General features: G+C 41.4%; 26 protein-coding genes. 7 read left to right on the top strand and 19 right to left on the bottom strand.

What is annotated here, in order from left to right; all coding sequences use genetic code 11:
* Positions 1 to 111: 111 nt before the first annotated feature.
* Entirely contained in the window at positions 112 to 426 is a 315-nt protein-coding gene (locus H605_RS0102695) for a hypothetical protein (RefSeq protein WP_155979459.1), read from the top strand.
* A gap of 43 nt (positions 427 to 469) precedes the next feature.
* On the opposite strand, the gene H605_RS0102690 is transcribed toward H605_RS0102695, so the two are convergent.
* From H605_RS0102690 to H605_RS0102655, 8 genes are all read right to left on the bottom strand, one after another.
* Positions 470 to 1,189 carry a hypothetical protein gene (locus H605_RS0102690; protein ID WP_029052775.1) on the bottom strand — a complete coding sequence of 240 codons (720 nt, stop codon included), beginning with the start codon at positions 1,187 to 1,189 and terminating at the stop codon, positions 470 to 472.
* Between the two features lie 25 nt (positions 1,190 to 1,214).
* Positions 1,215 to 4,856 carry a multicopper oxidase gene (locus H605_RS0102685; protein ID WP_029052774.1) on the bottom strand — a complete coding sequence of 1,214 codons (3,642 nt, stop codon included), beginning with the start codon at positions 4,854 to 4,856 and terminating at the stop codon, positions 1,215 to 1,217.
* Positions 4,857 to 4,873: 17 nt separating this feature from the next.
* Entirely contained in the window at positions 4,874 to 5,161 is a 288-nt protein-coding gene (locus H605_RS0102680) for a hypothetical protein (RefSeq protein WP_029052773.1), read from the bottom strand.
* A 15-nt stretch (positions 5,162 to 5,176) separates the two neighbouring features.
* A complete protein-coding gene (locus H605_RS0102675) occupies positions 5,177 to 5,467 on the bottom strand; it encodes a hypothetical protein (RefSeq protein ID WP_029052772.1) in 291 nt (96 codons plus the stop codon).
* Entirely contained in the window at positions 5,457 to 6,110 is a 654-nt protein-coding gene (locus H605_RS17305) for a hypothetical protein (protein ID WP_248681195.1), read from the bottom strand. Before H605_RS17305 ends, H605_RS0102675 begins: the two co-directional genes overlap by 11 nt.
* Before the next feature lie 111 nt (positions 6,111 to 6,221).
* Positions 6,222 to 6,800 (bottom strand): SCO family protein, encoded by a 579-nt coding sequence (locus H605_RS0102665; protein ID WP_029052771.1) that lies wholly within the window; start codon positions 6,798 to 6,800, stop codon positions 6,222 to 6,224.
* 30 nt (positions 6,801 to 6,830) lie between these two features.
* Complete coding sequence (locus H605_RS0102660; protein ID WP_037561495.1) at positions 6,831 to 7,292, bottom strand: hypothetical protein; 462 nt, start codon at positions 7,290 to 7,292, stop codon at positions 6,831 to 6,833.
* A gap of 8 nt (positions 7,293 to 7,300) precedes the next feature.
* Positions 7,301 to 7,720 (bottom strand): hypothetical protein, encoded by a 420-nt coding sequence (locus tag H605_RS0102655; RefSeq protein ID WP_029052769.1) that lies wholly within the window; start codon positions 7,718 to 7,720, stop codon positions 7,301 to 7,303.
* Between the two features lie 255 nt (positions 7,721 to 7,975).
* Here H605_RS0102655 and H605_RS0102650 point away from each other — a divergent pair, with 255 nt between their 5' ends.
* Positions 7,976 to 8,950 carry an SEC-C metal-binding domain-containing protein gene (locus H605_RS0102650; protein WP_029052768.1) on the top strand — a complete coding sequence of 325 codons (975 nt, stop codon included), beginning with the start codon at positions 7,976 to 7,978 and terminating at the stop codon, positions 8,948 to 8,950.
* Positions 8,951 to 8,971: 21 nt separating this feature from the next.
* Positions 8,972 to 10,075 (top strand): radical SAM/CxCxxxxC motif protein YfkAB, encoded by a 1,104-nt coding sequence (gene yfkAB, locus H605_RS0102645; protein WP_029052767.1) that lies wholly within the window; start codon positions 8,972 to 8,974, stop codon positions 10,073 to 10,075.
* Positions 10,076 to 10,125: 50 nt separating this feature from the next.
* Here the strand turns inward: yfkAB and H605_RS0102640 are convergent, their stop codons facing one another.
* The 4 genes from H605_RS0102640 to H605_RS0102625 all read right to left on the bottom strand — a co-directional run bounded on the left by H605_RS0102640 (position 10,126) and on the right by H605_RS0102625 (position 12,692).
* On the bottom strand, positions 10,126 to 10,911 hold the full coding sequence (locus tag H605_RS0102640) for a MetQ/NlpA family ABC transporter substrate-binding protein (RefSeq protein WP_029052766.1): 786 nt from the start codon (positions 10,909 to 10,911) through the stop codon (positions 10,126 to 10,128).
* A 127-nt stretch (positions 10,912 to 11,038) separates the two neighbouring features.
* Positions 11,039 to 11,479 (bottom strand): hypothetical protein, encoded by a 441-nt coding sequence (locus H605_RS0102635; RefSeq protein ID WP_029052765.1) that lies wholly within the window; start codon positions 11,477 to 11,479, stop codon positions 11,039 to 11,041.
* Positions 11,480 to 11,487: 8 nt separating this feature from the next.
* Positions 11,488 to 11,820, bottom strand: coding sequence for an ASCH domain-containing protein (locus tag H605_RS0102630; RefSeq protein WP_029052764.1), 333 nt, complete (start codon positions 11,818 to 11,820; stop codon positions 11,488 to 11,490).
* Positions 11,821 to 11,942: 122 nt separating this feature from the next.
* The gene (locus H605_RS0102625; RefSeq protein ID WP_029052763.1) at positions 11,943 to 12,692 is read right to left on the bottom strand and encodes a FixH family protein; all 750 of its coding nucleotides are present in this window, start codon (positions 12,690 to 12,692) and stop codon (positions 11,943 to 11,945) included.
* Positions 12,693 to 12,835: 143 nt separating this feature from the next.
* Between H605_RS0102625 and H605_RS0102620 the strand changes: the two genes are divergently transcribed.
* From H605_RS0102620 to H605_RS0102605, 4 genes are all read left to right on the top strand, one after another.
* A complete protein-coding gene (locus H605_RS0102620; RefSeq protein ID WP_029052762.1) occupies positions 12,836 to 13,528 on the top strand; it encodes a response regulator transcription factor in 693 nt (230 codons plus the stop codon).
* Entirely contained in the window at positions 13,525 to 14,928 is a 1,404-nt protein-coding gene (locus H605_RS0102615; protein ID WP_029052761.1) for a sensor histidine kinase, read from the top strand. The genes H605_RS0102620 and H605_RS0102615 overlap by 4 nt, the downstream gene beginning before the upstream one ends.
* Positions 14,925 to 15,485 carry an SCO family protein gene (locus H605_RS0102610; RefSeq protein WP_029052760.1) on the top strand — a complete coding sequence of 187 codons (561 nt, stop codon included), beginning with the start codon at positions 14,925 to 14,927 and terminating at the stop codon, positions 15,483 to 15,485. The genes H605_RS0102615 and H605_RS0102610 overlap by 4 nt, the downstream gene beginning before the upstream one ends.
* A 65-nt stretch (positions 15,486 to 15,550) precedes the next feature.
* Positions 15,551 to 15,916 carry a hypothetical protein gene (locus tag H605_RS0102605; RefSeq protein ID WP_037561493.1) on the top strand — a complete coding sequence of 122 codons (366 nt, stop codon included), beginning with the start codon at positions 15,551 to 15,553 and terminating at the stop codon, positions 15,914 to 15,916.
* A 15-nt stretch (positions 15,917 to 15,931) separates the two neighbouring features.
* Here H605_RS0102605 and rlmN read toward each other — a convergent pair whose 3' ends face one another.
* The 7 genes from rlmN to hisA form a co-directional block, all read right to left on the bottom strand.
* Positions 15,932 to 17,008: a dual-specificity RNA methyltransferase RlmN gene (rlmN, locus tag H605_RS0102600; protein ID WP_029052758.1), complete on the bottom strand. Its 1,077-nt coding sequence runs from the start codon at positions 17,006 to 17,008 to the stop codon at positions 15,932 to 15,934.
* Positions 17,009 to 17,088: 80 nt separating this feature from the next.
* Positions 17,089 to 17,271 carry a hypothetical protein gene (locus H605_RS0102595; RefSeq protein WP_029052757.1) on the bottom strand — a complete coding sequence of 61 codons (183 nt, stop codon included), beginning with the start codon at positions 17,269 to 17,271 and terminating at the stop codon, positions 17,089 to 17,091.
* Positions 17,272 to 17,368: 97 nt separating this feature from the next.
* Positions 17,369 to 18,721 carry a cyclic 2,3-diphosphoglycerate synthase gene (locus H605_RS0102590; RefSeq protein WP_029052756.1) on the bottom strand — a complete coding sequence of 451 codons (1,353 nt, stop codon included), beginning with the start codon at positions 18,719 to 18,721 and terminating at the stop codon, positions 17,369 to 17,371.
* 220 nt (positions 18,722 to 18,941) lie between these two features.
* Positions 18,942 to 20,003, bottom strand: coding sequence for a histidinol-phosphate transaminase (gene hisC, locus H605_RS0102585; protein ID WP_029052755.1), 1,062 nt, complete (start codon positions 20,001 to 20,003; stop codon positions 18,942 to 18,944).
* The gene (gene hisIE, locus H605_RS0102580) at positions 19,996 to 20,646 is read right to left on the bottom strand and encodes a bifunctional phosphoribosyl-AMP cyclohydrolase/phosphoribosyl-ATP diphosphatase HisIE (protein ID WP_029052754.1); all 651 of its coding nucleotides are present in this window, start codon (positions 20,644 to 20,646) and stop codon (positions 19,996 to 19,998) included. The genes hisC and hisIE overlap by 8 nt, the downstream gene beginning before the upstream one ends.
* Entirely contained in the window at positions 20,639 to 21,403 is a 765-nt protein-coding gene (gene hisF, locus H605_RS0102575) for an imidazole glycerol phosphate synthase subunit HisF (protein ID WP_029052753.1), read from the bottom strand. The genes hisIE and hisF overlap by 8 nt, the downstream gene beginning before the upstream one ends.
* On the bottom strand, positions 21,390 to 22,115 hold the full coding sequence (hisA, locus tag H605_RS0102570; RefSeq protein ID WP_029052752.1) for a 1-(5-phosphoribosyl)-5-[(5-phosphoribosylamino)methylideneamino]imidazole-4-carboxamide isomerase: 726 nt from the start codon (positions 22,113 to 22,115) through the stop codon (positions 21,390 to 21,392). The genes hisF and hisA overlap by 14 nt, the downstream gene beginning before the upstream one ends.
* Positions 22,116 to 22,327: the final 212 nt, after the last annotated feature.

Raw genomic sequence — 22,327 nt, 5'->3', positions numbered from 1 at the left:
GAAAATCATTGTAAATGTGGAGAACACAATTACTGTCAGAAGTGCCCCAAAAAAAAATGTGGTGCCAAATACTGTACCCGTTGTAGAAAAGACTTATGTAATCCGTGCTTCATGGTCCGTTTAGGCGGTTTGCAAGACGGTCTTAACTTCCGTTTGCGCCAAATGGTTTGTTGTGAGGTGGAGTTCCAAATGGAAGAAGAAATTGTAAAGGGTACTATTACTTTTGTCGGCTCTAACTTTGTCGAGATATTCGTGAACGGGAAACCAGGCGAATTGCCCGCAGACTGTGGTTGTACTGCTGATAAAAAAGGAAAGAAACGAAAGAAAGTAGATCATCCAATCGGTAATACTTTGATTTTACCAATCGACAAGATTTCACAAATCAAGACCCTAGGATGTTGCCATTCCAAGAACCCATGCAGGTAGTATAGTAATAAAAAATCAGTCCCCAATTATAGGGACTGATTTTTTATTTATCTACCACGATGTGGCCAATATTTCCAATGGCGATGATACTTTTTTCTTTATTCAACTCCAGTACAATGGACTCTTTATTCACATCCACTAGTACCCCTTCAATTAGTGACCGTCCAACTCGAACTTTTATAGTTTGCTCTTCAAACAACAGCAGATAGACCGCTAACGGAATTTTGAAGAATAGCTGAATAAGCTCTGGAGAAGAGCCGACGACTTTTCCAAACTGAAATGTTAGCTTCCTACGTAAACGTGGACCGATATTCAGTAAATTGGCCTCCGGTACTAGTTCAGCATAGCAGCCCGAGGATTTGACCGATTCAATCTGTTCATATGGCACGATGATTTTATAATCGTCTCGCCTTAACAAGATAAAATCAAATGCCGCCATCACCACTACTCCAGAAAGCGTTTCATCTAAAGGATTTATTATCTCTACTTCCAGACCAATCAAACCGTCAAACGCCCGTTGATACGTTTCTTGAACGGATCGGTTATCGTCAAGTGCCAGATCCAGTAATAATCTATTGGCTTCTGCGATTTTCTTGTCTACTTCCTCACGCTTTTCAGGAGGAAGACAGCTTTCTGGAGATGGCAATTCCGGATTCTCTGCCCGGCTTGGACAGCATTTTTTCGGGATGAAAAAATCCTGTTTTTCGATTTGCTTTTCCATTTGCTTTTTCATTTGTTTTTTCTTTATTCTCTTTTTACCCATTTTCACACCCCCGTTCCTTCACAAACTATTGATCTAGTTTTGGGAGATGCTTTTTAAGCTCTTCGAAAACCCGCATGATCCCCCACATCCCTTGCTCGATATCCCAGCGAATGTTTCCTGATCGATACATGAAATCGCCCGAGAATCCGTTATAAGCTCCTGCACCGCCAAGCAGTTGCAAATTTCTTTTAGCACCCGCAACGTTAAATCCGACATATGATTCTGTTCGTGAATAAATATCTTTGGAATCAAATTTCCAACGGTGACCATGCAGATGGAATGTGTGCGATCTTCGTCTTTCAGCCGGTGTGACTAATCGTATTGTAACCGGGTCCCCCACATAGCTTTCGAAAACTGGAGTGGATGGGTCGCCAAAAACATCTGAACTGAATACATCATGGATTTTTGCATGTTGTCGATAACGATTAATCAGCCGCTCGCTTCGATAGTTAAAGCCTCGCGACCCTTGATCATACGTATCTAGCAAATCCTCGTCTATCTCAGGCGGAGCCAGCAAAATACCGTCCACTGGATCGAAAATGACTTGATTGTTTTGATCAAGTAGCCTGACACCGTCATGCATCACAATCACGAATTCTCTCGTATCTGGCAAGTAGGGATTGCGCAAGATAACATTCGCTCCTATCGTGACTGGCTCCAGTGTATACGGATCCAAATATTCGGTTCCCCTCGGTTCTGCTATAAATGCACCGAACGCGCCTTGCGAACGATGGTTGCGGATATCCGCCATATCCCACATGCCGCACACACCGACCGCAGAATCGACATACCAGCGATACGTCCTAGACTCACCTGGACCAACTGTTTGATCGCCATTGAATCCAACTGTCTCTCCTGCAGACGTCTTAACGTCATAATCAAGTAATTGAGCATGAAGTGAGATACGTAAAGATGGTGGATAAAATGCTTGCTCCTTCACAATCGGATACGGATAGATTCCGTCCTTGAATGGAAACAGCTCTGGTTTCAGATAGCTAGTTAACGTAACATCGACAGTATCCCCCACGTTGCCACGTAAGATGAGCGGTACCGGTTCTTTCTCGCCGTTCTGTATAGCCTCCATATCCTCACGCAACGCAAAGATGATGGCATCCGGATCATGATCACCGAACGAGTTATACTGGATCGAGGTTTGAAAGGCTACGACATCGTATTTTCGCAGAGGCCCCTCCACTATCTCTATAGTTGGATCTGCTGCTGATGGCGGTTTGATCCCTGTACATTCCGGCAAAGGTTTTGAACGCTCTTTCGGTTCGGACCGATCGGGCAGTTTGATTAGTTCAGGAACTTTTTCATCGTATGCCCTAATCAGACCCCAGAGTCCATTCCATAAATCCTCTTCCGTTTCAAAAGTCCATAAATAATCACCTGACCTCGGCACATTCATCTCCATCGTAAATGATTCGGAGATTCCTATATGCTGCTGGTTTTCCAACCTGGAATTTAGATCTCCGCGCTCATTCAGCCAACGTAGACCATGCACATTAAAACTATGGGATTCTTCCTGTGCCCCTTGAAGCAACCGGATCCGGATGGAATCCCCCTCATACGCTTTAAAAATCGGTGTAATAGGATCGCCTTTTACATACGAACTGAAACTGTAAGCAGGATCGCAGTCCTTACCTAAACGGAATTGCAGTGGTTCATTTTTATAGTTCACTCCAAACAGCCCTGGATCATCTGGTGAGCCCGGGAATGGCGGAGGTGCTAATGGTTTACCGTCTTTGTTAAATAAGTGTGTGAAGTCTTGTGCGAATATCGCAAAGTCTCTATAATCGGGGATAAGTGGATTGGTAACAGTAATTTCCACCCCCTGATCCACTTCCTCCCCAGTCGCGGAATCAAGAAATCCAGAAAAGCGCGGATGGACGACACCGGAACCGAAGACACCGTGCTGTTGATGGGCTGACGGGAATATATGATCATGGAAGAACCATGCTTTAAGCTCAACATCTGCATAGTAAGAGTATCGGATCGTTTCACCGGATAGAACAGATGAATCATAGTTCCATCCGATATTTCCACCGTCATTTACGAGTACATCGAACTTCACAAAGTGGATGTGCAAACCCGCCTCGTAAGTTCGCGTAACTAGCTGGAATGCGTCACCATCCAAGATATGCGGCAAACGGTTTGTGAAATTGATTTCATAGCGCGTATTACTGGATGCATGGATGACGAGCGGTTCCGGTGCTTTCTTTCCTGAACAAATATCGTCCAAATCTTCATCAAGCACAAATATTCGTCCAGTCGGGTCATGCCAACCTTCTCGGTTATAAGTAAGCGGAATCTCAATTAAGGAGATATTGAACTCCTTTACAGGTACACCTTCAGGACACGGGTCGGTAAAAACTGCCCCCGGTCTAGGATTTGCAATTGCAGCATTTCTCTCAAGTTCAGTCAACACCCTACCTCCAACAATACTCATTGGTGGACGAGGTGCTTTCAAACCGACTTTTCCTGGAATAAAATTCGGGAATCCAGGTTTCTGTTTAGTTGGTTTTGGCGGCGCCGGTCTATCCGGTAGTGGCTTAAGTGCCTTGATCGGAACACCATTCGGATAGCACTGGCTGCCGTCTTGAAGTGTATTGAAGACACGATTCATCCCCCACATTCCTGCCGCGAAATGCGGATAGAGATGACAGTGGATGACTGCATCTCCAAAAGAGCCGTGCAAGCTGCCAAGACCGTATAGCGGCTGAATCGTGTAATGACTTTGCGGACTAATGGCCTGCGCATCAAAAATCTCAGAAGACAAATCACCTGGATCACTGAACCATTGGTGGACGTGATAGTGGAATACATGTGTTTCCTTCACACCGCCATGAAATAGTCGTATTTTTGCAGGATCCCCGACATACCCCCGCAGAATCGGTGTCGACGGGTCGCCGAAGACCCATGAATCATGGTGCACTTCTTCTCCCTCACAGTTTGGACAGACGACGCCTTCTGCGACTAATTGTTCTCGTCTGTTTTCTGGTTCATAGCGATAATTAGCGCCATGGAACGACTCTACTTCTTGATTGGAGAAATGATTAATCGGTCTGTTGCCTGTTAGATCATCCACTTCCATTTCATCTGTAAACATCCACACATACTCTCGGAAGGAAGGTAGCAAAGGATGATGGACATCCGCATATTGTCCGCTATTTATTGGCTTGCCTGTTTCAGGATCGGTCCACCAGGAGAAACGGCTTTGCACACATAATCCTCCGACAAGACCGTTGGAGTTAGAACCGTTTTGGTCACTCGAGACATTTCCTAGATCAGAGAAGTAATAGTTTCCTTCTTTCATCAAATGCAGCTTATATAAGATTTTTTCACATGGCGCTACAGTCGTTTCCTTATTGAATCCAACATTCGCTCCATCCGATTGGCAAACATCGTATTCTGCTTCCTGAAAATGCATACCTGCATGGAATGGGAGTTTATTTTCAAACAGTATTTCCACGACATCTCCTTCATTCGCCCGGATAAAGAGCGGTTGAACGAGATCAACAGGCATAAAAGGATTTTTCTTTACGAGTTGCTTCACTTTTTCTTCGTTTTCCTTCAATACATACATCATGCCATTCGGATTGTGATCCCCAAATGTGTTCAGGACAATCCGTATAGGAATGGCTACTACGTGGTAGCGTCTTTTCACTCACTTCACCTCATCTTCTACTCTTTTAATTCCGGGATTGGAACTCCATTTTCTGTTTCGATATAGAACACTTCAATGGTGTCAATATGAACAAACCATGTTTTCCCTTCCAATGCAGGGATAGATGTTGTCTGAACTTTCATTTCCACAATATCATCCACTACACTAATAATTTCACCTATGAACATAAACGGAAAGGCCTCCGTCAGGATCAATACTCTTTGGCCTATGTTCTGGCTAAAGTGGACGATGATTCCTTCTTCCCGAACAATATTGATTGGCTGACATTCATTTTGCTGTGTCATGCATTCAACTCCTTTTTAAGTTAACGGAAAGACTAAATCACAAGGTACTTCTGTCGTAAATGACACGATTTTCTCCAAAGGTATACTCAATGGTGTCGGGAACTTATAAAAAGGAGCATTCACCATTTTGACTGTAACAGGCGTTAAGGTTAAATGCCCTACACCCACTTCAGAAACTGTACCGCAAAAAATTGGACGGAATACTTGGCCTAGTATATTAAGCTGCACTGCCTTTGTAATGATAAGAACTTCCTGATCTATCAATCCTGAGAAATCATGGGATTGAATCTTTTTTTTATTTTTCATTCTTTCTGCCTCCTCTTACTTTTCCACCAAATGATTGGAGCAACGTTCTCATCTCTTTTTTCCAAAAGGAAACTAGTGAGATAGTAGATACAATGCGAATTTCCACTAAAGGAATCTTGCGTACTGTGCCAAAGCTCGTGAGCAGTAACTCGCTCTTTGTCGTATTCATGATCTTTCCGCTTACGGTTTCATTACTCAAAACGGCTTCCACTCTCGTACCTTTCCATGAAAGAAAATTGGTCCGAAAAGATTCCTCAAAAAACTGTTGGACGAGTACTTCTCTTTTGTTAACCGTTTCGCCAAATCGAAGCGTAAGATTTTTTTGCAACTGATTATCATATAGGTGATGCTGATGCGTATTGGAATAGGAAGGAAAACCAAAGGGGATATTTGCTGTTTCAATATACGTGTAGGGAATCCATATTCGTTTCTGTAGATTCGTCAGCATAACAAAATCTCTACCAATTGCTGCGACTTTCCCCTCTGTTTCTAGACTACTGTCCACCTCGCCAAATGATGAAATGACGACTTGCTGGTTCCGTTTGCTTTTGAAGAACTTTTTGAGTGTCAATGATTTCCTGAGGGGCTCATGAATTCCGGCTATTTTAAATAAATTTTTCTGGCTGATATAATCTGTTAACACTCTAGTTTGTTCATCAGGCCCATTACTTGTTGGCGAGGAAAAAGCGGGATTTCTACTAACTTCCTTTATGAAGATCACCTCCTTACTATCATTCGAAAAGTAACGCTAGAACTATTTGATAAGTTGTTGTAAATGATTAGCGATTTCCTCAATGGCTACGCTATTTTTCCCTGTTGCCATATTATGATGAGCTCTTACCAAATCCTGATCATCAACAATATACATAGACGTCGAATGCGTAACGAAACCATCTTCATTTTTGTCGTAATAAAAATTCAGGTATTTTGAGAACTCTTTAGTCGATTCTTCTGTACCTCTAAAGAACAACCAGTTAGGGTCTTCGATAGTAAATAATTCTTTATAACGTACTATTTTCTCTTTCGTATCATATTCAGGATCTACGGTGATAGCTATGATGAAGTACTCATCTTGGGATATTCCCCTACCTTCCATTACCTTCTGCAAGGCTGTCAGATCCCACATAGTAGTTGGACAAACATCGGGACACTTTGTGTAGAAAAATGTGACAAGCTTCGGTTTGCCCTGGAAGTTTGTCTCGTTCCCGCCCACTTCGGTAAACGGCCATTCCGTTACTTCCCCAATTTTCGGTAGTTCCACTGCCTTTGACCACACGGCGTATATAATCCCGAAAAAGATAGGCAACATCAAAATGATGATGAACTTTTTCACTACTGTTCTCCTCTCCTGCCCAAATGATCTTCACCCTCTCATAGAACGGCGGATGAAGAAACAAACCAACGAATGAGAAAAGGCTATAAATATAGTGATGGTGAAAAGATTACTCGCAATCATTGAATTAGAATCAAGAGGTATATTGCAAAGTGCAGGATTTTTCAGCACTGCACCAAGCATCATACCCATTACGCCTCCTATCACGCCGTTATATAGACCATTTAATGAAGCTGGTGCTTTAATAAGCGAGCCGAATTGCCAACCGATAAACACTCCTAGTAATACGGGTAATAAATAAGTAGCGATTTGATCTTCCGGTAACAATAATTCGAAGTACAATGCTGTTGCGAAGGAAGAAATGGACGCAATTGCCATACAAATCGTTTTTGTGAATCGGTCTTCAAACAACAGTCTTTTCTTCCTCACTACTCGATAGTTGATTAGTATTTCACCAACACACCACATGAACAGCAAAATTATAAGTAGCATAGCCCCCTTCACGCCCTTTTAATAGAAATGAACAATACACCTAAACTACCGATGAAGAAAGCATGTAGAAACCAGACAAATAGCATTTGCATCTCCAAAACCGTGCCAATCATTGGTGCCATCAGCCCGACAATCAGACCATTTGTCAATCCAGTCACAAACGTCTGATAATCAATCAACAAGCCAAACCAAGCTCCAACTGCTCCTCCGATAATTGCCGAGAGTAATGTAATATACGTAAAGTGAAACGGCATATGCGTGATAAGCATGATTCCAAATAACAATGCGGCCATACCGCCCATAACCATGCTCATATTCATACCTAAATGAAAACCAATCAATTTCCTCATTTTTCGGATGTACATATAAAAGCCAATGATCAAACAGATGTCTGCATACAATAAAAACAGCAAGATCGACTGTTCCATAGGTCACCTCGAAATAGCATATGGAAGAACAGACAAAATGTTAACCTAATTGCGTAATATTTTTCCAAAAATAAAAGATAGAATTAAACTGCATACTTTCTTTTATTCCATGTACTTGTATACTTCCAACACTATTTTTTTGTACAAATAAGCGAAGATTTCACTGCTGATTACTCATCACACAAATATCATGCGAAGTTGCCTCTCGTTTGGTACACTTAGATATGTAGTAATTTTAAAAAGGGAAGTGTTTTTATGGTTGGACGTAACGATCCATGTCCATGTGGCAGTGGCAAGAAATATAAAAAGTGCTGTGAACGAAAAGAAGCTGTGACAGTTGAGGATTTGTTGACAGATGAAATGGAGCACTTATTGCAAACGTTTTATGATATTCATCCACAGCGATCAGATATACCTGCGTTCGTGGAATTTGCAAATACATGGAAATCTTCATTGAATAGTTATTTACCACAAGAAATGATTGAAACGATTGCGCTTGATGAATTCTTCTTCCATCAACGAAGAGATATTTGGGACGACTATGTGGCAAAGCAGAAGAAAAAACATATTCGGCCATCCATTCTAGAATTGCTTGATAGATGGTCAGAGCCGCGGGTATTTGTCGGTGAAGTAACTGCTGTCGGAGATACATATTTAACAGCTACAAGTATTCTTGGTGATGAAACGATTAACTTGTGGAAAGAAAGCGATAAACCTGTTCCCGTTGGCGTACACTTCTATTGCTTCATACTTTCCGATGGGACGTCTGAAGGTAATTATCTAGCAGTCTCAAGTTTAATTTTCTTCCCGATTGATCATTCGGAAGCAATCAAACAGTTTGCTAAAACACTTGCAGATACAGAGAATCCTTCACTAAAAGACTCCATCATGAAATTCTGGATTGCACTTGGTGAAAGTGGCTATACCGGAGATGAGTTTACCGAATTTGAAGCAGGCGTTATAGAGTCGGCTAGTGAATTTTTAAAGCAACATGACCGAGAATCGAACGCTTTGCTTGAAGTGCTCGAAGACTTCTTAGTAGATGAACAGCCGAAAGCGCGTAAGAAACTAGCGATCGCGGCGGGTGCAATCCGTTATGGACAAGACAATAATTATTACGAATCGCTTGATATGACATTAAAAGAGATCGCCGAAGCATTCGATGTTTCTACCTCTTCGATGAGTAAATATGCGAAGGATCTAGCGGAATATGCTAGCGATAAAAATTAATGAATATAAGGAGTTAGAAACATGGTACTATCACATTCCCGTTTATCAGATGCATGGGAAGCATATCAAGATGTAGATTTGCACGGTAAGCAAGTCCTATCCAGCATAGAATTCACGACGACCTATCTCTGCAATATGCGTTGTGAACATTGCGCGGTAGGTTATATGCTACAACCGAAAGATCCACAAGCATTACCAATCGAGCTGTTGTTGCAGAGGTTGGAGGAGATCCCCCACTTGCGAACGATTAGCTTGACTGGTGGAGAACCGATGTTCTCGAAGAAGTCCGTAGAGCAGTATGTCGTACCATTATTGCAGTATGCACATGCGCGCGGGATCCAGACACAGATGAATTCAAACCTAACTATGCCAATTGAACGTTATGAATTAATCGCACCGTATTTGAATGTACTGCATATTTCACATAACTGGGGTACAGTGGATGATTTCATCGATGGTGGATTCGCTCGGATGGAACGCAAGCCGCCACGTGAACGCCGTGCAGCACAATTCGGACGAATGATCGAAAACAGTCGCGCCTTGTCTGAAATGGGTGTTATGGTGTCAGCGGAAACGATGCTGAATCGCCGAACATTGCCTCATTTACAGACGATCCACGAACAAATTGTCCATGAAATGAAATGCGGACGCCATGAAATACATCCTATGTATCCTAGCGATTTCGCTTCTTCATTGGATGTGCTAACTTTAGATGAAACACGCACAGCAATGTTCGATTTGCTATCATACCGTGATCCACAAACTTGGATGCTATTTGGAACATTGCCATTTTATAATTGCAGTAACGACGCGAGAGACCAAGAATTATTTACGAAACTTGCAGCAAGTGAAAATGTCACTGTACGAAATGATCCAGATGGACGTTCCCGGTTGAATGTCAATATGTTTACCGGAGACGTGATCGTGACAGATTTCGGAGATGTTCCCCCACTTGGGAATATTCAAACCGACCATTTGACTGATTTATATGCTAAATGGCAACAACATCCATTAGCAAAAAGCGTAAGCTGTCACTGCCCTGCTGTTCGTTGTCTTGGACCCAATTTACTCGTGAAAGATGCCTATTATCCAGATGTAGATTTTTTGAAGCGACAGCAAAAATAAGGAAGACGAAAAAACCACGTATGACTCATAGTTGAGTCCATACGTGGTTTTTATTTTCCGAAGCCTTGGAAATGTTCATCAATAGCTTCTTGGAACTTCTCTGATGCGACAGCTTCTTTAATCGCTATGGCAAAATCCTTCTCACGATCTTCTTCTCTGACCGCAACAATATATTGCAATTCTTCACCAAGCTGTTCATGTGCAAGAGCATCTTCCAATTCCATTTCATTGACAATGACATAGTTGTCTGGAATGATCGCCAAATCACCACTTGCCATAGATGGAATTAGCTGAGCAATCAAGACGGGCTGGATATTCAAGTTTTTTGGATTACTCTCAATGTGTTTTTCTGTAACCGCATAAGTCGAAATATCTGGATCTAATGAAATTAACCCCTGCTGTTCGAGAAAGCGTAGTGCTCTAGCTGTGCCTAGTTCATCATTCGGAATAGTAATCCATGATCCATTAGGTATATCATCCATCGATGTCAACGAGTTGGAGTATAAACCAAGACCAACGCTTGGAACTTCCGTCAGAGCAACTATAGGCAAATCATATTCTTCGTTAAACTGATTGAGATTAATTTGTTGTTGGTTCATGTTGGCATCGATTTCGCCATCAGCCAACTCTTTATTCGGCTCGATTAAATCTACGTATGATTCGACTTCTACATTGTAACCTTGTTCTTCAAGTGCTGGTTTTAGTGCCTGATCGATGACTTTTGCATAAATTCCTGCCGTCGTACCAATTTTTATCGTTTCATTGCTACTTGTTGGACTACACGCTGTTAATAGCAATCCAACGATCGTCATCAGACCGAGTACTTTCATTTTCATCTTCAAATCGTTCCCTTCAAAAAACTGCTATCTTCATCATATTCGCTGTAATTTTCACTGTCAAACCAAATCTTGAAATTAAAAAGATGTGCAACATTGTACACATCTTTTTGCTCGCTATGTAATTTTACCAGACTGCCGGTTTTTGTACCATAAGCCAAAGCATCACCATAAGCAATCCAATATAGATCCAAGCAGTGCGTTGCAGTTTATTGACAACTGCATCCCTGTCATTGCCTGACTCATGGAATTTCTTCAATACAGAGGAAAAACCGGTAGCCAGGAAGAATCCGGACAGCAACATGACGCCTATTGTGAGAACAACCCACGAAGTGTGCCATGGCCACGGACCAAATAAAATCAGTAGGATACCGGACACAACAAGCACATGGCCTGAATGCATAACGAGTCGGATAATGACTCGGATAAACGCCAGATAGATGTCTTCCGCTTCTGCTTTAGCAGTACGTAGCCGGCGTATTAATGGCAGTAGGAGGAATAAAGGTCCTACTGAAATTATAGCCGAGACTACGTGTGCAAAGACAATCGCTCCGTAATAATAGTTCATTTAGGAGATTATTTCTGAATTGGGCTATATTCATGCACCCAAACTTTCATTTTAGGAAGCCAAGGCATTTTGTCGTGGATCGACAACATCGCCTGTTTATACTCTTCAACTGTTGTATGACCTTCTGATTTGGCGTCTTCATCTGTTAGTTCTCCGAGTGTTTGTTCATATAATTTATCAATTTTATACTCTTTACCTTCTAACGTCATCGTTTCGCCTGGGTATGCATAGACACCATTACGTCTAGTAGCCCACTTTTCACCGTTAAGTACTTTTTGTACGTCCTCCGGAATGGTTACAAGTCTTTCAATGGAACATGTTTTTTCTGGATAATTTGTCATGCTAACACTCCTCTTGATTCGTTAATCTTTCACATATACTAGTGTAACCCTTTTCATCAATGAATTACAGCTTTTACTTCCCAATAAAATACCCTCGCCACCGGAGTGACGAGGGATGGTACTTATTTCACTTCTACTGTATGTTCTTCGTGCTCGTGAATATCTTCATTTTCGATATGGATAATCACTTGATAACTGCCTGCTTTAGGGAATTGATAATTTGCTGTATATTCACCAGGCTTGGATTCATCCGTATCTACCCATGTAGTTTCTTTGTCTGCAGAGATGATTTCATAACGGACCTGTGCCTTAATTGCTTCGCCGTCAAGCTGCGCATGCGTCATCAACTCTGTATCTGTCGTTGCTTTTGCTTCCTCAGGTTGCACGAAGTGAATAGAAAGTCCTTCTACTCCATCGCCATGTTCATGATGTTGACCTTCTTGTGCGCTTTCGTGTTCATCCGGTTGTTGAGTAGCTTCTCCGATCTGAATTTGCTTTTCAGGCATGACGTGCATGCCCCGTGCAGTAACGTGAACTTGCACGTGATACAACCCGTCAGTCTCAAATGTGTTTTCTGCTGAATAAATACCTTCCTTATCATTGGTTGTTTCTACGAGAATGCTGTCTTCTTTCTTGCCTTCTTCCCAAATTTCATACTCTACTTCTGATGCATCATCTACATATTCTTCACCTTGCGTCACGAGCGTAGTGATCGTTACCGGTTCATCCACATTTCCTTGTTCAGGTACTGTAAGTTCAACTTCAATTGGTTCAGGTAAAACAGCTTCCGTCGGTACCTTCTCGTCTTGACCACACCCAGCGAGAATACCAATCATTGCCGTACTCATTACAAACATTCCGAAACGTTTCATCTTTTCATTCTCCTATCTATTCATTTTACTGTTATGATTATAAAATATGATTACGAAATTTCAATGAAGTTTCGACAACTTATTGAAACTTCATGTGGATTTCACATCTTTTCCGGAAAATTGGCGTATAGAGATTTTATGAAATGAGGCGTATTGAATTGGGTTACCAATTATTAGTCATTGATGATGAACCGCAAATGCGTGATTTAATTCGAGTGATTCTGGAAGATGTGGGATATAGCGTATTAGAAGCCAGCGACGGTTTGCAAGCTTTGTCAGTAATTAAGCAACATACTATAGATTTATGCATAGTCGATGTGATGATGCCCTATATGGATGGCTTCACATTTGCAGAGGAGATGAAACGAACTTCCTCGACCCCCTTGATTTTCCTATCTGCACGAGGCGAGGAATGGGATAAAGTCCAAGGGTTGAAGCTTGGTGGAGACGACTATATCGTCAAGCCCTTCTTACCAGGAGAACTTGTGGCGCGTATCGAAGCCGTCTTGCGCAGAACCTACCGTCATAATCCTGTTCCACTCGTATTACAAGCAGGTCCCCTTACCATTAATGAAGACTCGTATACCGCACAGCTTAACGGAAAACCTTTAAGTTTAACTTTGAAGGAGTTTGGCTTGCTATTGTTGCTAGTCAAACATAAAGGACGTGCATATTCCCGTGAACAATTACTTGAATTGGTCTGGGGCGACGATCACCAGAGCAGTGAGCGTACAATTGATACGCATATCAAAACGCTTCGATTAAAACTAGGAGACGCAGGTAAAATGATTGAGACGGTATGGGGGATCGGCTACAAATTAGAGGACTGTGAATGAATAATTTGAATCTAAGCAAAAAGATGTTGATTGTGTTTTTAGGTAGCATCACCTGTACCATATTATTCTCATTTTTCTTTATTCACTACTTGTATACCGATTTATATAAAGAACAGATTAAAGAGTCCATCATGTATCAGGGAAATCGAACAGCTTCTCACTATCATTACGGCGAGCTAAGTGATTCCATCATCGAAAAGATTCAATGGTATAACATCGTCTCGGAGTATGAAATCATCGTCGTGGATCGTCTGGATGATCTAACTTCCTATTTCCCTTATCAGATTGATTATCAATCACTCATTAATGAAAGCGACGAGAAGATACTAGAAACGGGTCAGCCTGTTATGAAAGAAGGCTATGTGGATGAATTAAAACGGGAAATCTTTGGTGGGATTTTCCCGATTAAAGGCGAAAATGGACTAATCGGTTTTATTTATATTTATGTTCCGCTCGCTGCGATTCAAGATGTTTTCCATGACAGTCTTCCAATCATGTTACTTGTAGGCAGTATTTTCTTTATGGTTCTTTTTTTAATTTTGCAACGTGTATGGCGTTCGTTATTCGAGCCGTTACAAACATTGCAGACCTATTCGGCAGAAGTGTCTAAAGGCGATTATTCGAACCGACTCAATACAGGACGGAAAGACGAAATTGGTAAACTGGCCACTGCATTCGACACAATGAGCCGTTCTCTTGAAGAACAAGATCAGCGCAAGAAAGATTTTACGTCAAATATTGTACATGAGCTCAGGACACCTTTGACGTATATTAGCGGCTACGCACAACTTTCACGCGATAAAATTGATTTGTCTCCTGATGATGTAAAACACTACTTATCGACCATCGAGAAAGAAACAGAACGCCTGAAGAAACTCATACATGATCTAGTCGAGTTGAATCATTTAGAGCAAGATATATATACACTCGAAACGGAACCGATTGCAATTGCACAATTACTATTGGATACATTGGAATTATTTTCAATACGATTACAGGATAAAAATATTCAATTGCACACATCGATTGATGAAGAATTAATTTTGGAAGGTGATCCTAAACGATTGCAACAAGTCTTTTATAACACGATCGATAATGCCGTAAAATATGCAGAGCAATTCATTTCTGTTCATCTCACCGCCAGTAAACAAGGTGTACAATACCGCATCGCGAATGACGGTGTGACCATCGGAGACGAGGATGTAGAGCGGATCGGAGAACGCTTTTTCCGTACCGATAAAGCACGAACTCGCACAACTGGCGGTACTGGACTTGGTCTATCGATTGTCAAAGAAATCGTCCGGTTACATGTAGGTACATTCACGATTTCCAATGAAACAACAGAAACTATTGTGGTGATTGAATTACCGGGGCAAATGCAAAGGAGTGAAAGCAGTTGAAACGTCTGATTCCTTTTCTGTTGCTGCTCGTAGTGTTCGTCAGTGGTTGTAGTCAACCTCTTGAACGTGGGAAACAAATCCGTGAATTCACCTTCACGGATCAGCATAATCAACCATTTAGTTCCAAGGAGCTTTCTGGTTCGCCATGGATTGCAGACTTCATTTTCACGAATTGTACAACAGTTTGTCCGTCGTTGACGAGTGAAATGGCGGATCTCCAAGCCGAATTGAAAGATCTGGACATCGACATGAACTTCGTCTCTTTCTCTGTAGATCCTGATACCGATACACCTGCAGTATTGAAAGACTATATCGCACACTTTACTGATGATGAATCGAACTGGCATTTTCTGACGGGCTACACCCAACTAGAATTCGAAGCATTTGCTCGGGAAGAATTCCAGACATTTGTGTTGAAACATGAATCTTCTACACAAGTTGTCCATGGCACAAATTTTTATTTAATGGATTCCGAAGGCTATATTCTCAAGGAATATAATTTCTCGAATGAAGCCTATAAAGAAGAATTATTGGCCGATCTAAAACGCATGAAATAACAGTCGGGTTGCGTGACGAATTTCGTCGATTCCGCTATACTAAGTAAGGAAAGCAGGTGTACGTGTTGGATTCTCGTTATTGGAAGGTCGGTTTTTTTACGGGATTGATTTCATTTGTTCTACTCATTTTAGGCGTGCGGACAGTCCTTGGACATGACTTGGTTGTCAATAACTATTTGACGTTTGCAGTGTTCGGTCTGATGGTCGGCATTGTCAGTTCCCTTTTATTGTTCTATGAACTATCGATTGCATTTAAAATGTTCATGGTCGTACTTGTTCTAGCATTTGCTGAAATGTTTCGCAGCTTCCTGATGATGGATAATGAATTTTCGGAAGCCATTGGCATTTTATCTTTGTTCATTATTTCATCATTCGGACTAGCCATTTCCGTTATCGTTCAATTTATCGTGAAATTAGCTCGTAAAAATTAAAAACCGGTTGGAGAATTATTCTCCGACCGGTTGTTTTTTTGTTTTTTTGATTTGTTTACTTCGTAGTTGACCGCATGCTGCATCGATATCGGTACCATTTTCAAGACGCACACCACCGTTGATGCCTTTGCGTCTAAGTGCCTCGTAGAACGATTTAATCGCTTCCGGTTCACTGCGCTGATACTGACCATGTTCATCTACCGGATTGTACGGGATCAGATTGACATATGACAAGTGACGCTTATCCGCGAGCAATCGACCCAACTCTTCCGCTTCTTTTACATGGTCATTGACGTCACGCAATAAAATATACTCGAATGTAATCCGACGATTCGTCTTTTCTAAATAGTAGTTGATTGAATCCATCAACTTTTCGATCGGAAATGCTTTGTTGATCTTCATGATGGATGAACGCAACTCATTATTCGGTGCGTGTAATGAAACCGCCAAGTTCACTTGAAGTTTTTCATCTGCGAAGTCTTTGATCTTTTCCGTCAATCCACTTGTTGAAACCGTAATATGACGCGCACCGATCGACAGACCTTTTTGATCATTTACGACATGAAGGAAATTCATCAGATTCGTATAGTTATCGAACGGTTCCCCTATGCCCATGACCACGATATGACTGACACGCTCATCTTCGCCCTTACCATCAAGATGCTCTTGCACTTTCATAATTTGACCCACGATTTCACCTGCATCAAGATCGCGGTTTTTGCGCAAAAGTCCACTTGCACAGAAACTACAACCGATATTACATCCTACTTGAGTTGTTACGCAAACTGAATGGCCATATGGGAATTTCATCAAAACCGTTTCGATTAAGTTTCCATCATGCATTTTAAATAGGAATTTCACTGTGCCATCCTGTGAAACTTGCTTGACGTTTTGTTCAAGTGTTTGGATCGCGAAGTTTTCATTCAATACATCAATGGTCTCTTGATTTATGTTTTGCATTTCATCAAATGATAAGACGCGTTTTTTATAAAGCCAGTCCCAAACTTGTGCTGCACGGTACTTTTTTTGTCCGTTTTCTATGAGAAAGTCTGTCAATTGTTCAATTGTCAAACCATATATCGATTTTTTCATGTGATTTCTAGCCTCATTTCAAAAATTACAATCTTTTTATTATACTACAAGAATCCGGTTAAAGGAACAACTGATTCGTTTTATAGTGGTTTTTGCTGAACGTTTTTGTCAGTTCTAAGTTTCAGGAAAAATGCCAATAGATTCAATGCCGCAAGCACAACGAAGAATATTCCCATTCCGGTATGTCCTGTAGCGATTCGGTCATATGCAAAATACGCCATCACCAGACCAATGACGAGATCAATGATTTTTGAATTAAACAAGTTACTACCTCCTTACTGTCCTACCTGTAGTATATCAGAAAAAAGCACCTGCAGACGAATTTCCATTCGAGACAGGTGCTGGATAAGTTATCTATTCTTACACATTTGTTGCAGTAAGATTATGCTCTTTGATGAAATCTGTAAGAACTGACTCAAGATTTGGTGTTCCGATTTCATCCAAGTCATAATAGACTCGTGTACAAGGCTTGTTGATGTTGATGACACGTGAAAGATCCATAGGTGTACCGATAATGACTGCATCTACATCAGCTGCATTGATCGTCGCTTCCAAATCTTTCAACTGCTCTTCGCCGTATCCCATTGCCGGTAAGATATTTTCGATGTGCTGATACTTATCGAAAGTTGTAATCAAGCTTCCTACCGCATATGGACGTGGGTCGACAATCTCAGCTGCACCTAGACGCTGTGCTGCAATTACACCTGCACCCAGTTTCATTTCACCGTGAGTCAATGTCGGTCCATCTTCAACAATTAGCACGCGCTTGCCTTTAATAATTTCGGGATTATCTACAGAGATTTTGGATTCAGCTTTAATAATTGTGCTATTTGGTGCCGCAAATTTAATATTGTTTTCGACCGTCTGAATTGCTTCTTCAGATGCACTGTCAATTTTATTTATAATTGATACATCTGTTGTACGCAAGCAAACTTCACCTGGATAGTATTTCAACTCATGGCCAGGACGATGCGGATCAAGAACTGTAATTGCCAAGTCTGGCTCGTAGAATGAAAAGTCGTTGTTCCCGCCATCCCAAAGAATTACGTCACAGCCGTCTGGATCATTTTCAGCAGCGTCTAGAATATCTTGGTAATCTACACCTGCATAGATGATATTTCCACGGTCAACGTGTGGCTCATATTCTTCCATTTCTTCAATCGTACATTTATGTTTTTTGAAATCTTCTACTGTTGCATAACGTTGTACACGCTGTTCAGCCAAGTCGCCATAAGGCATTGGATGACGGATCGCTACTACTTTCAAATCATGCTCGAGTAATGTTTCGATGATTTTACGTGATGTTTGGCTCTTCCCTGTTCCTGTTCTCACTGCACAAACAGAAATAACTGGTTTATTACTTTTGATCATCGTTGCTTTTGACCCAAGTAGTGTAAAGTTAGCGCCTGCCGAGTTTACAATCGCACCAATCCCCATAACTTTTTCGTAACTAAGGTCACTATAAGAGAATACACATTCATCTACTTCTAGTTCTTTAATCAACTCAGGTAGTTGATCTTGTGAATAAATAGGAATTCCTTCAGGATACAATTCACCGGCTAATTCAGTTGGATATTTACGTCCATCGATATCCGGGATTTGCGTAGCTGTAAATGCTACGACATTGTATTCCTCTTTACCACGGTAGTATGTATTGAAATTGTGGAAGTCTCTTCCTGCTGCACCAATAATGATTATATTTTTAGTTTTCATAAATTCATCTCTCCAATCAAGCTTCTTTCTATTATTATAAGCCAACATGTATAAAAATACAATAGAAAAAGTTTAAAATACACGATTTTGTATACATATACATTGATTGTATGTCCTGTGCTTTGTCACAAAAGCTAATTTCACAAGGCTTTATGCTACTTCGTATACATTAATGCAGAGAAAAAGCCATTCAGTATCGAATGGCTTTTGATCGATTTATTCATTTAGTAAGTTGTTTAAGCACTTCAAACAGCGTATTCATCTGTTCGTCTGTACCGATGGAAATACGTAAATACTCACGAATGTCCGCTTGATCAAAGTGACGGACTAAAATTCCACGGTTTTTTAATTGTTGATATAACACTTTTGCGTCCTTATGCAGAGGTTTTACAAAGACGAAGTTTGCATCCGAAGGAAGAACTTCAAATCCTAATTCTTCTAAAGTATGGACTGTAGATTCACGTGTGCGAATAACTTTATTAATACTTTCCGAGAAGTACGCATGATCTACAAATGCAGCAGTAGCCCCCGCCATAGCTAAACGATCAATCGTGTACGAGTTGAATGAATCTTTGATGCGCGTCAATCCAGCAATCAATTCAGGCTGTCCAAGTGCGAATCCGACACGCAATCCAGCGAGTGCACGAGATTTAGACGTGGTTTGAATTACAAGTAAATTTGGATAGCGATCAATCAGTTTCATCGCAGACGGACCTGCAAAATCAATATACGCTTCATCAATAATGACTACTTGATCCTGATTGTTTCGCAAAATGTCTTCAATTACATCCAACTCAGCATAAATACTTGTTGGTGCATTTGGGTTTGGTAGAATGACGCCGCCTGGTGAATTATAGAATTGCTTTTTGGGTAATGTGAAATCAGCATTTAATGGTACTTTTTCGAATGAAATATTAAATAGCTTGGAATAGACTGGATAAAAGCTATAGCTAATTTCAGGAAACTTAATAGTTTTTCCTGGCTCGAAAAATGCCATGAATGAAAATGCCAGTACTTCGTCAGAGCCATTACCAACAAAAACATGATCTTTTGTCAGTCCGTACGTCTCCGCTATCGCGTGACGCAATGGATCTACTGTTGGTGAAGGGTAGCGCTGTAACGTGTTACCATTCAATTCTGCTTGAATGGCCTCTAATACTTTAGGGCTTGGTGGATATGGATTTTCATTCGTATTTAATTTAATGATATCTGGCTGATTTAACTGCTCACCCGGAACATAAGGTTCTGTACGGCGCGCAACAGTGCTCAGAAATCTACTCATTGCGTGGCACTTCCTTTTTCGGTCGTCTTTCACGTAACACTTGCTGAACATCCGTTAGATCGACGTCAAGAATATTCATCAATACAAGTGTATGGTAGACTAGGTCTGCAATTTCATTGGACACTTCTTCTTTATCAGCATTTTTTGCGCCAATTACGACTTCTGTAGATTCCTCTCCGACTTTTTTCAATACTTTGTCGATACCTTCGTTAAATAAATACGTCGTATACGAACCATCTATCGGATTCGCTTTGCGATCTGCGATTTCGTCGATTACTTCATAGACAACTTCACGTAATGATTCTTCTTTTTCCATTACCGTTGTGAAGAAGCAAGTTTTCTCGCCTGTGTGACACGCCGGACCTTTTGGTGTAACTTGAACTAGCAATGTATCTTGATCGCAGTCTACAGATATACGTTGTACTTGCTGTGTATTTCCGGATGTTGCACCTTTATTCCAGAGTTCCTGTCTTGAGCGGCTATAAAACCATGTTTCATTTGTTTCTAGCGTCTTTTCAATAGATTCTTTATTCATGTAAGCAAGCATTAAGACTTCGCCTGTGCGATCGTCTTGTACAACCGCAGGGATTAGACCTTTGTCGTCGAATTGTAATGCATTGATGTCTAGTGTCATTTTAGTCATTCCTAACTGCAATATTTTCTTCTGCTAAGTAATTTTTCAAGTCTCGAATATTGATTTCATTGAAGTGGAATACGGAAGCGGCCAGAGCTGCATCTGCTTTTCCTTCTGTCAATACCTCTTTAAAGTGTTCGGGTTTTCCTGCGCCACCACTTGCGATGATTGGAATATTGACAGCTTCAGCCATAGCGCGGTTGAGTGCAAGATTATAACCGTCTTTGACGCCATCTTCGTCCACACTATTGACGACTAGCTCACCAGCGCCAAGTGCTTCCATTTTCTTCGCCCATTCAATCGCATCGATCCCTGTTTCTTCCATACCACCTTTTGCATAAACCGACCACTTGTTTTCGCCTTCTTGACGAACATCCATTGATAACATTACACGCTCTGATCCGTATTTATCTGCTACTTCTTTAATTAGTTCCGGATTTGTCAAAGCTGCACTATTGATGGAGACTTTGTTACCACCCAGTTCAAATACTTTGTCCACATCTTCGAGCGTACGAATTCCTCCGCCTACGATGAAAGGAATCGGTACTTCTTTTGCAATTTCCTCAATTAAATCGAGGAACATACCACGATTTTTCGTCGATGCGGAGATGTCATAGAAGACGAGTTCATCTGCGCCGTCCGCGACATATTTTTTTGCTAATGTAAGGGGATCTGCCACTTCCTGTACGTCTAGAAATTTCTTTCCTTTTACAACTTTACGATTATCTACGTCTAAACACGGAATGATCTTTTTAGTTGTTGACATGACTGTCGTCCCCCAATAGTTTTTTTAAGGATAGATTGCCTTCATATAATGCTTTGCCAATAATAGCGCCGTACATGTCTTCAGCAGCAAGTCTCTTAATGTCCTCTTCTGTCGATACACCACCTGATGCGATGATATCGATCGAAGACGCGTCATCCATTATTTTCAGTTCTTCAAAGTTTGGCCCCTGAAGCATGCCGTCTTTCATGATGTCTGTATAGACAACTGTTTTGACGCCAATTTCCGCTAAGTCCTGCAATAAATCAACTGCTTTGACGTCACTTGTTTCTGTCCAACCGTCAGTTGCAACTAAGCCGTTACGCGCGTCGATTGAGACAGCAATTTTGTCACCGTATTTTTCAACGGCCTTCTTCAAAAAGTCAGGGTCTTGGATCGCTGCAGTGCCGATAATGACACGTGCAACACCGTTTTCGATATGCGAGTCGACAATTTCCATGTTTCGAATTCCGCCGCCTACTTGAACGGGTACGCTAACTGATTTTGCGATGGCTTCGATGGCTTGTTTGTTGGCGGAGTTTCCTGTTTTGGCGCCGTCTAAGTCTACGACGTGTATGTACTCGGCTCCTTGGTTTTGCCATTCTTGTGCCATGTTGGTTGGTGAGTCATTGTAGATTATTTCTTGTGCGTAGTCACCTTGGATGAGGCGAACACATTTGCCGTCTCTAATGTCGATTGCTGGGAATAAAATCATCAACTAGTCCTCCTAATAAATGAAATAATCATTAAAAATCCATTGGTACCGTTGATCTGCGTTCCAGGCGGACGCGTTCGGGAGGGCCCGCGGTGAGCCAACCAGGTCGCTAGTGCAAAGATATGCTCCTAACGCTTCGCTTTTACTCGCAAAAGCCGTTCTTCGTGACGGCTCTCGCTCCCTTTGGTTGTCTCACCTGTCGGGCTGATCCT

It is taken from the genome of Sporosarcina ureae DSM 2281, assembly GCF_000425545.1.
GTDB classification, from domain to species: domain Bacteria; phylum Bacillota; class Bacilli; order Bacillales_A; family Planococcaceae; genus Sporosarcina; species Sporosarcina ureae.
This window is presented reverse-complemented; position numbering and strand designations above follow the sequence as displayed.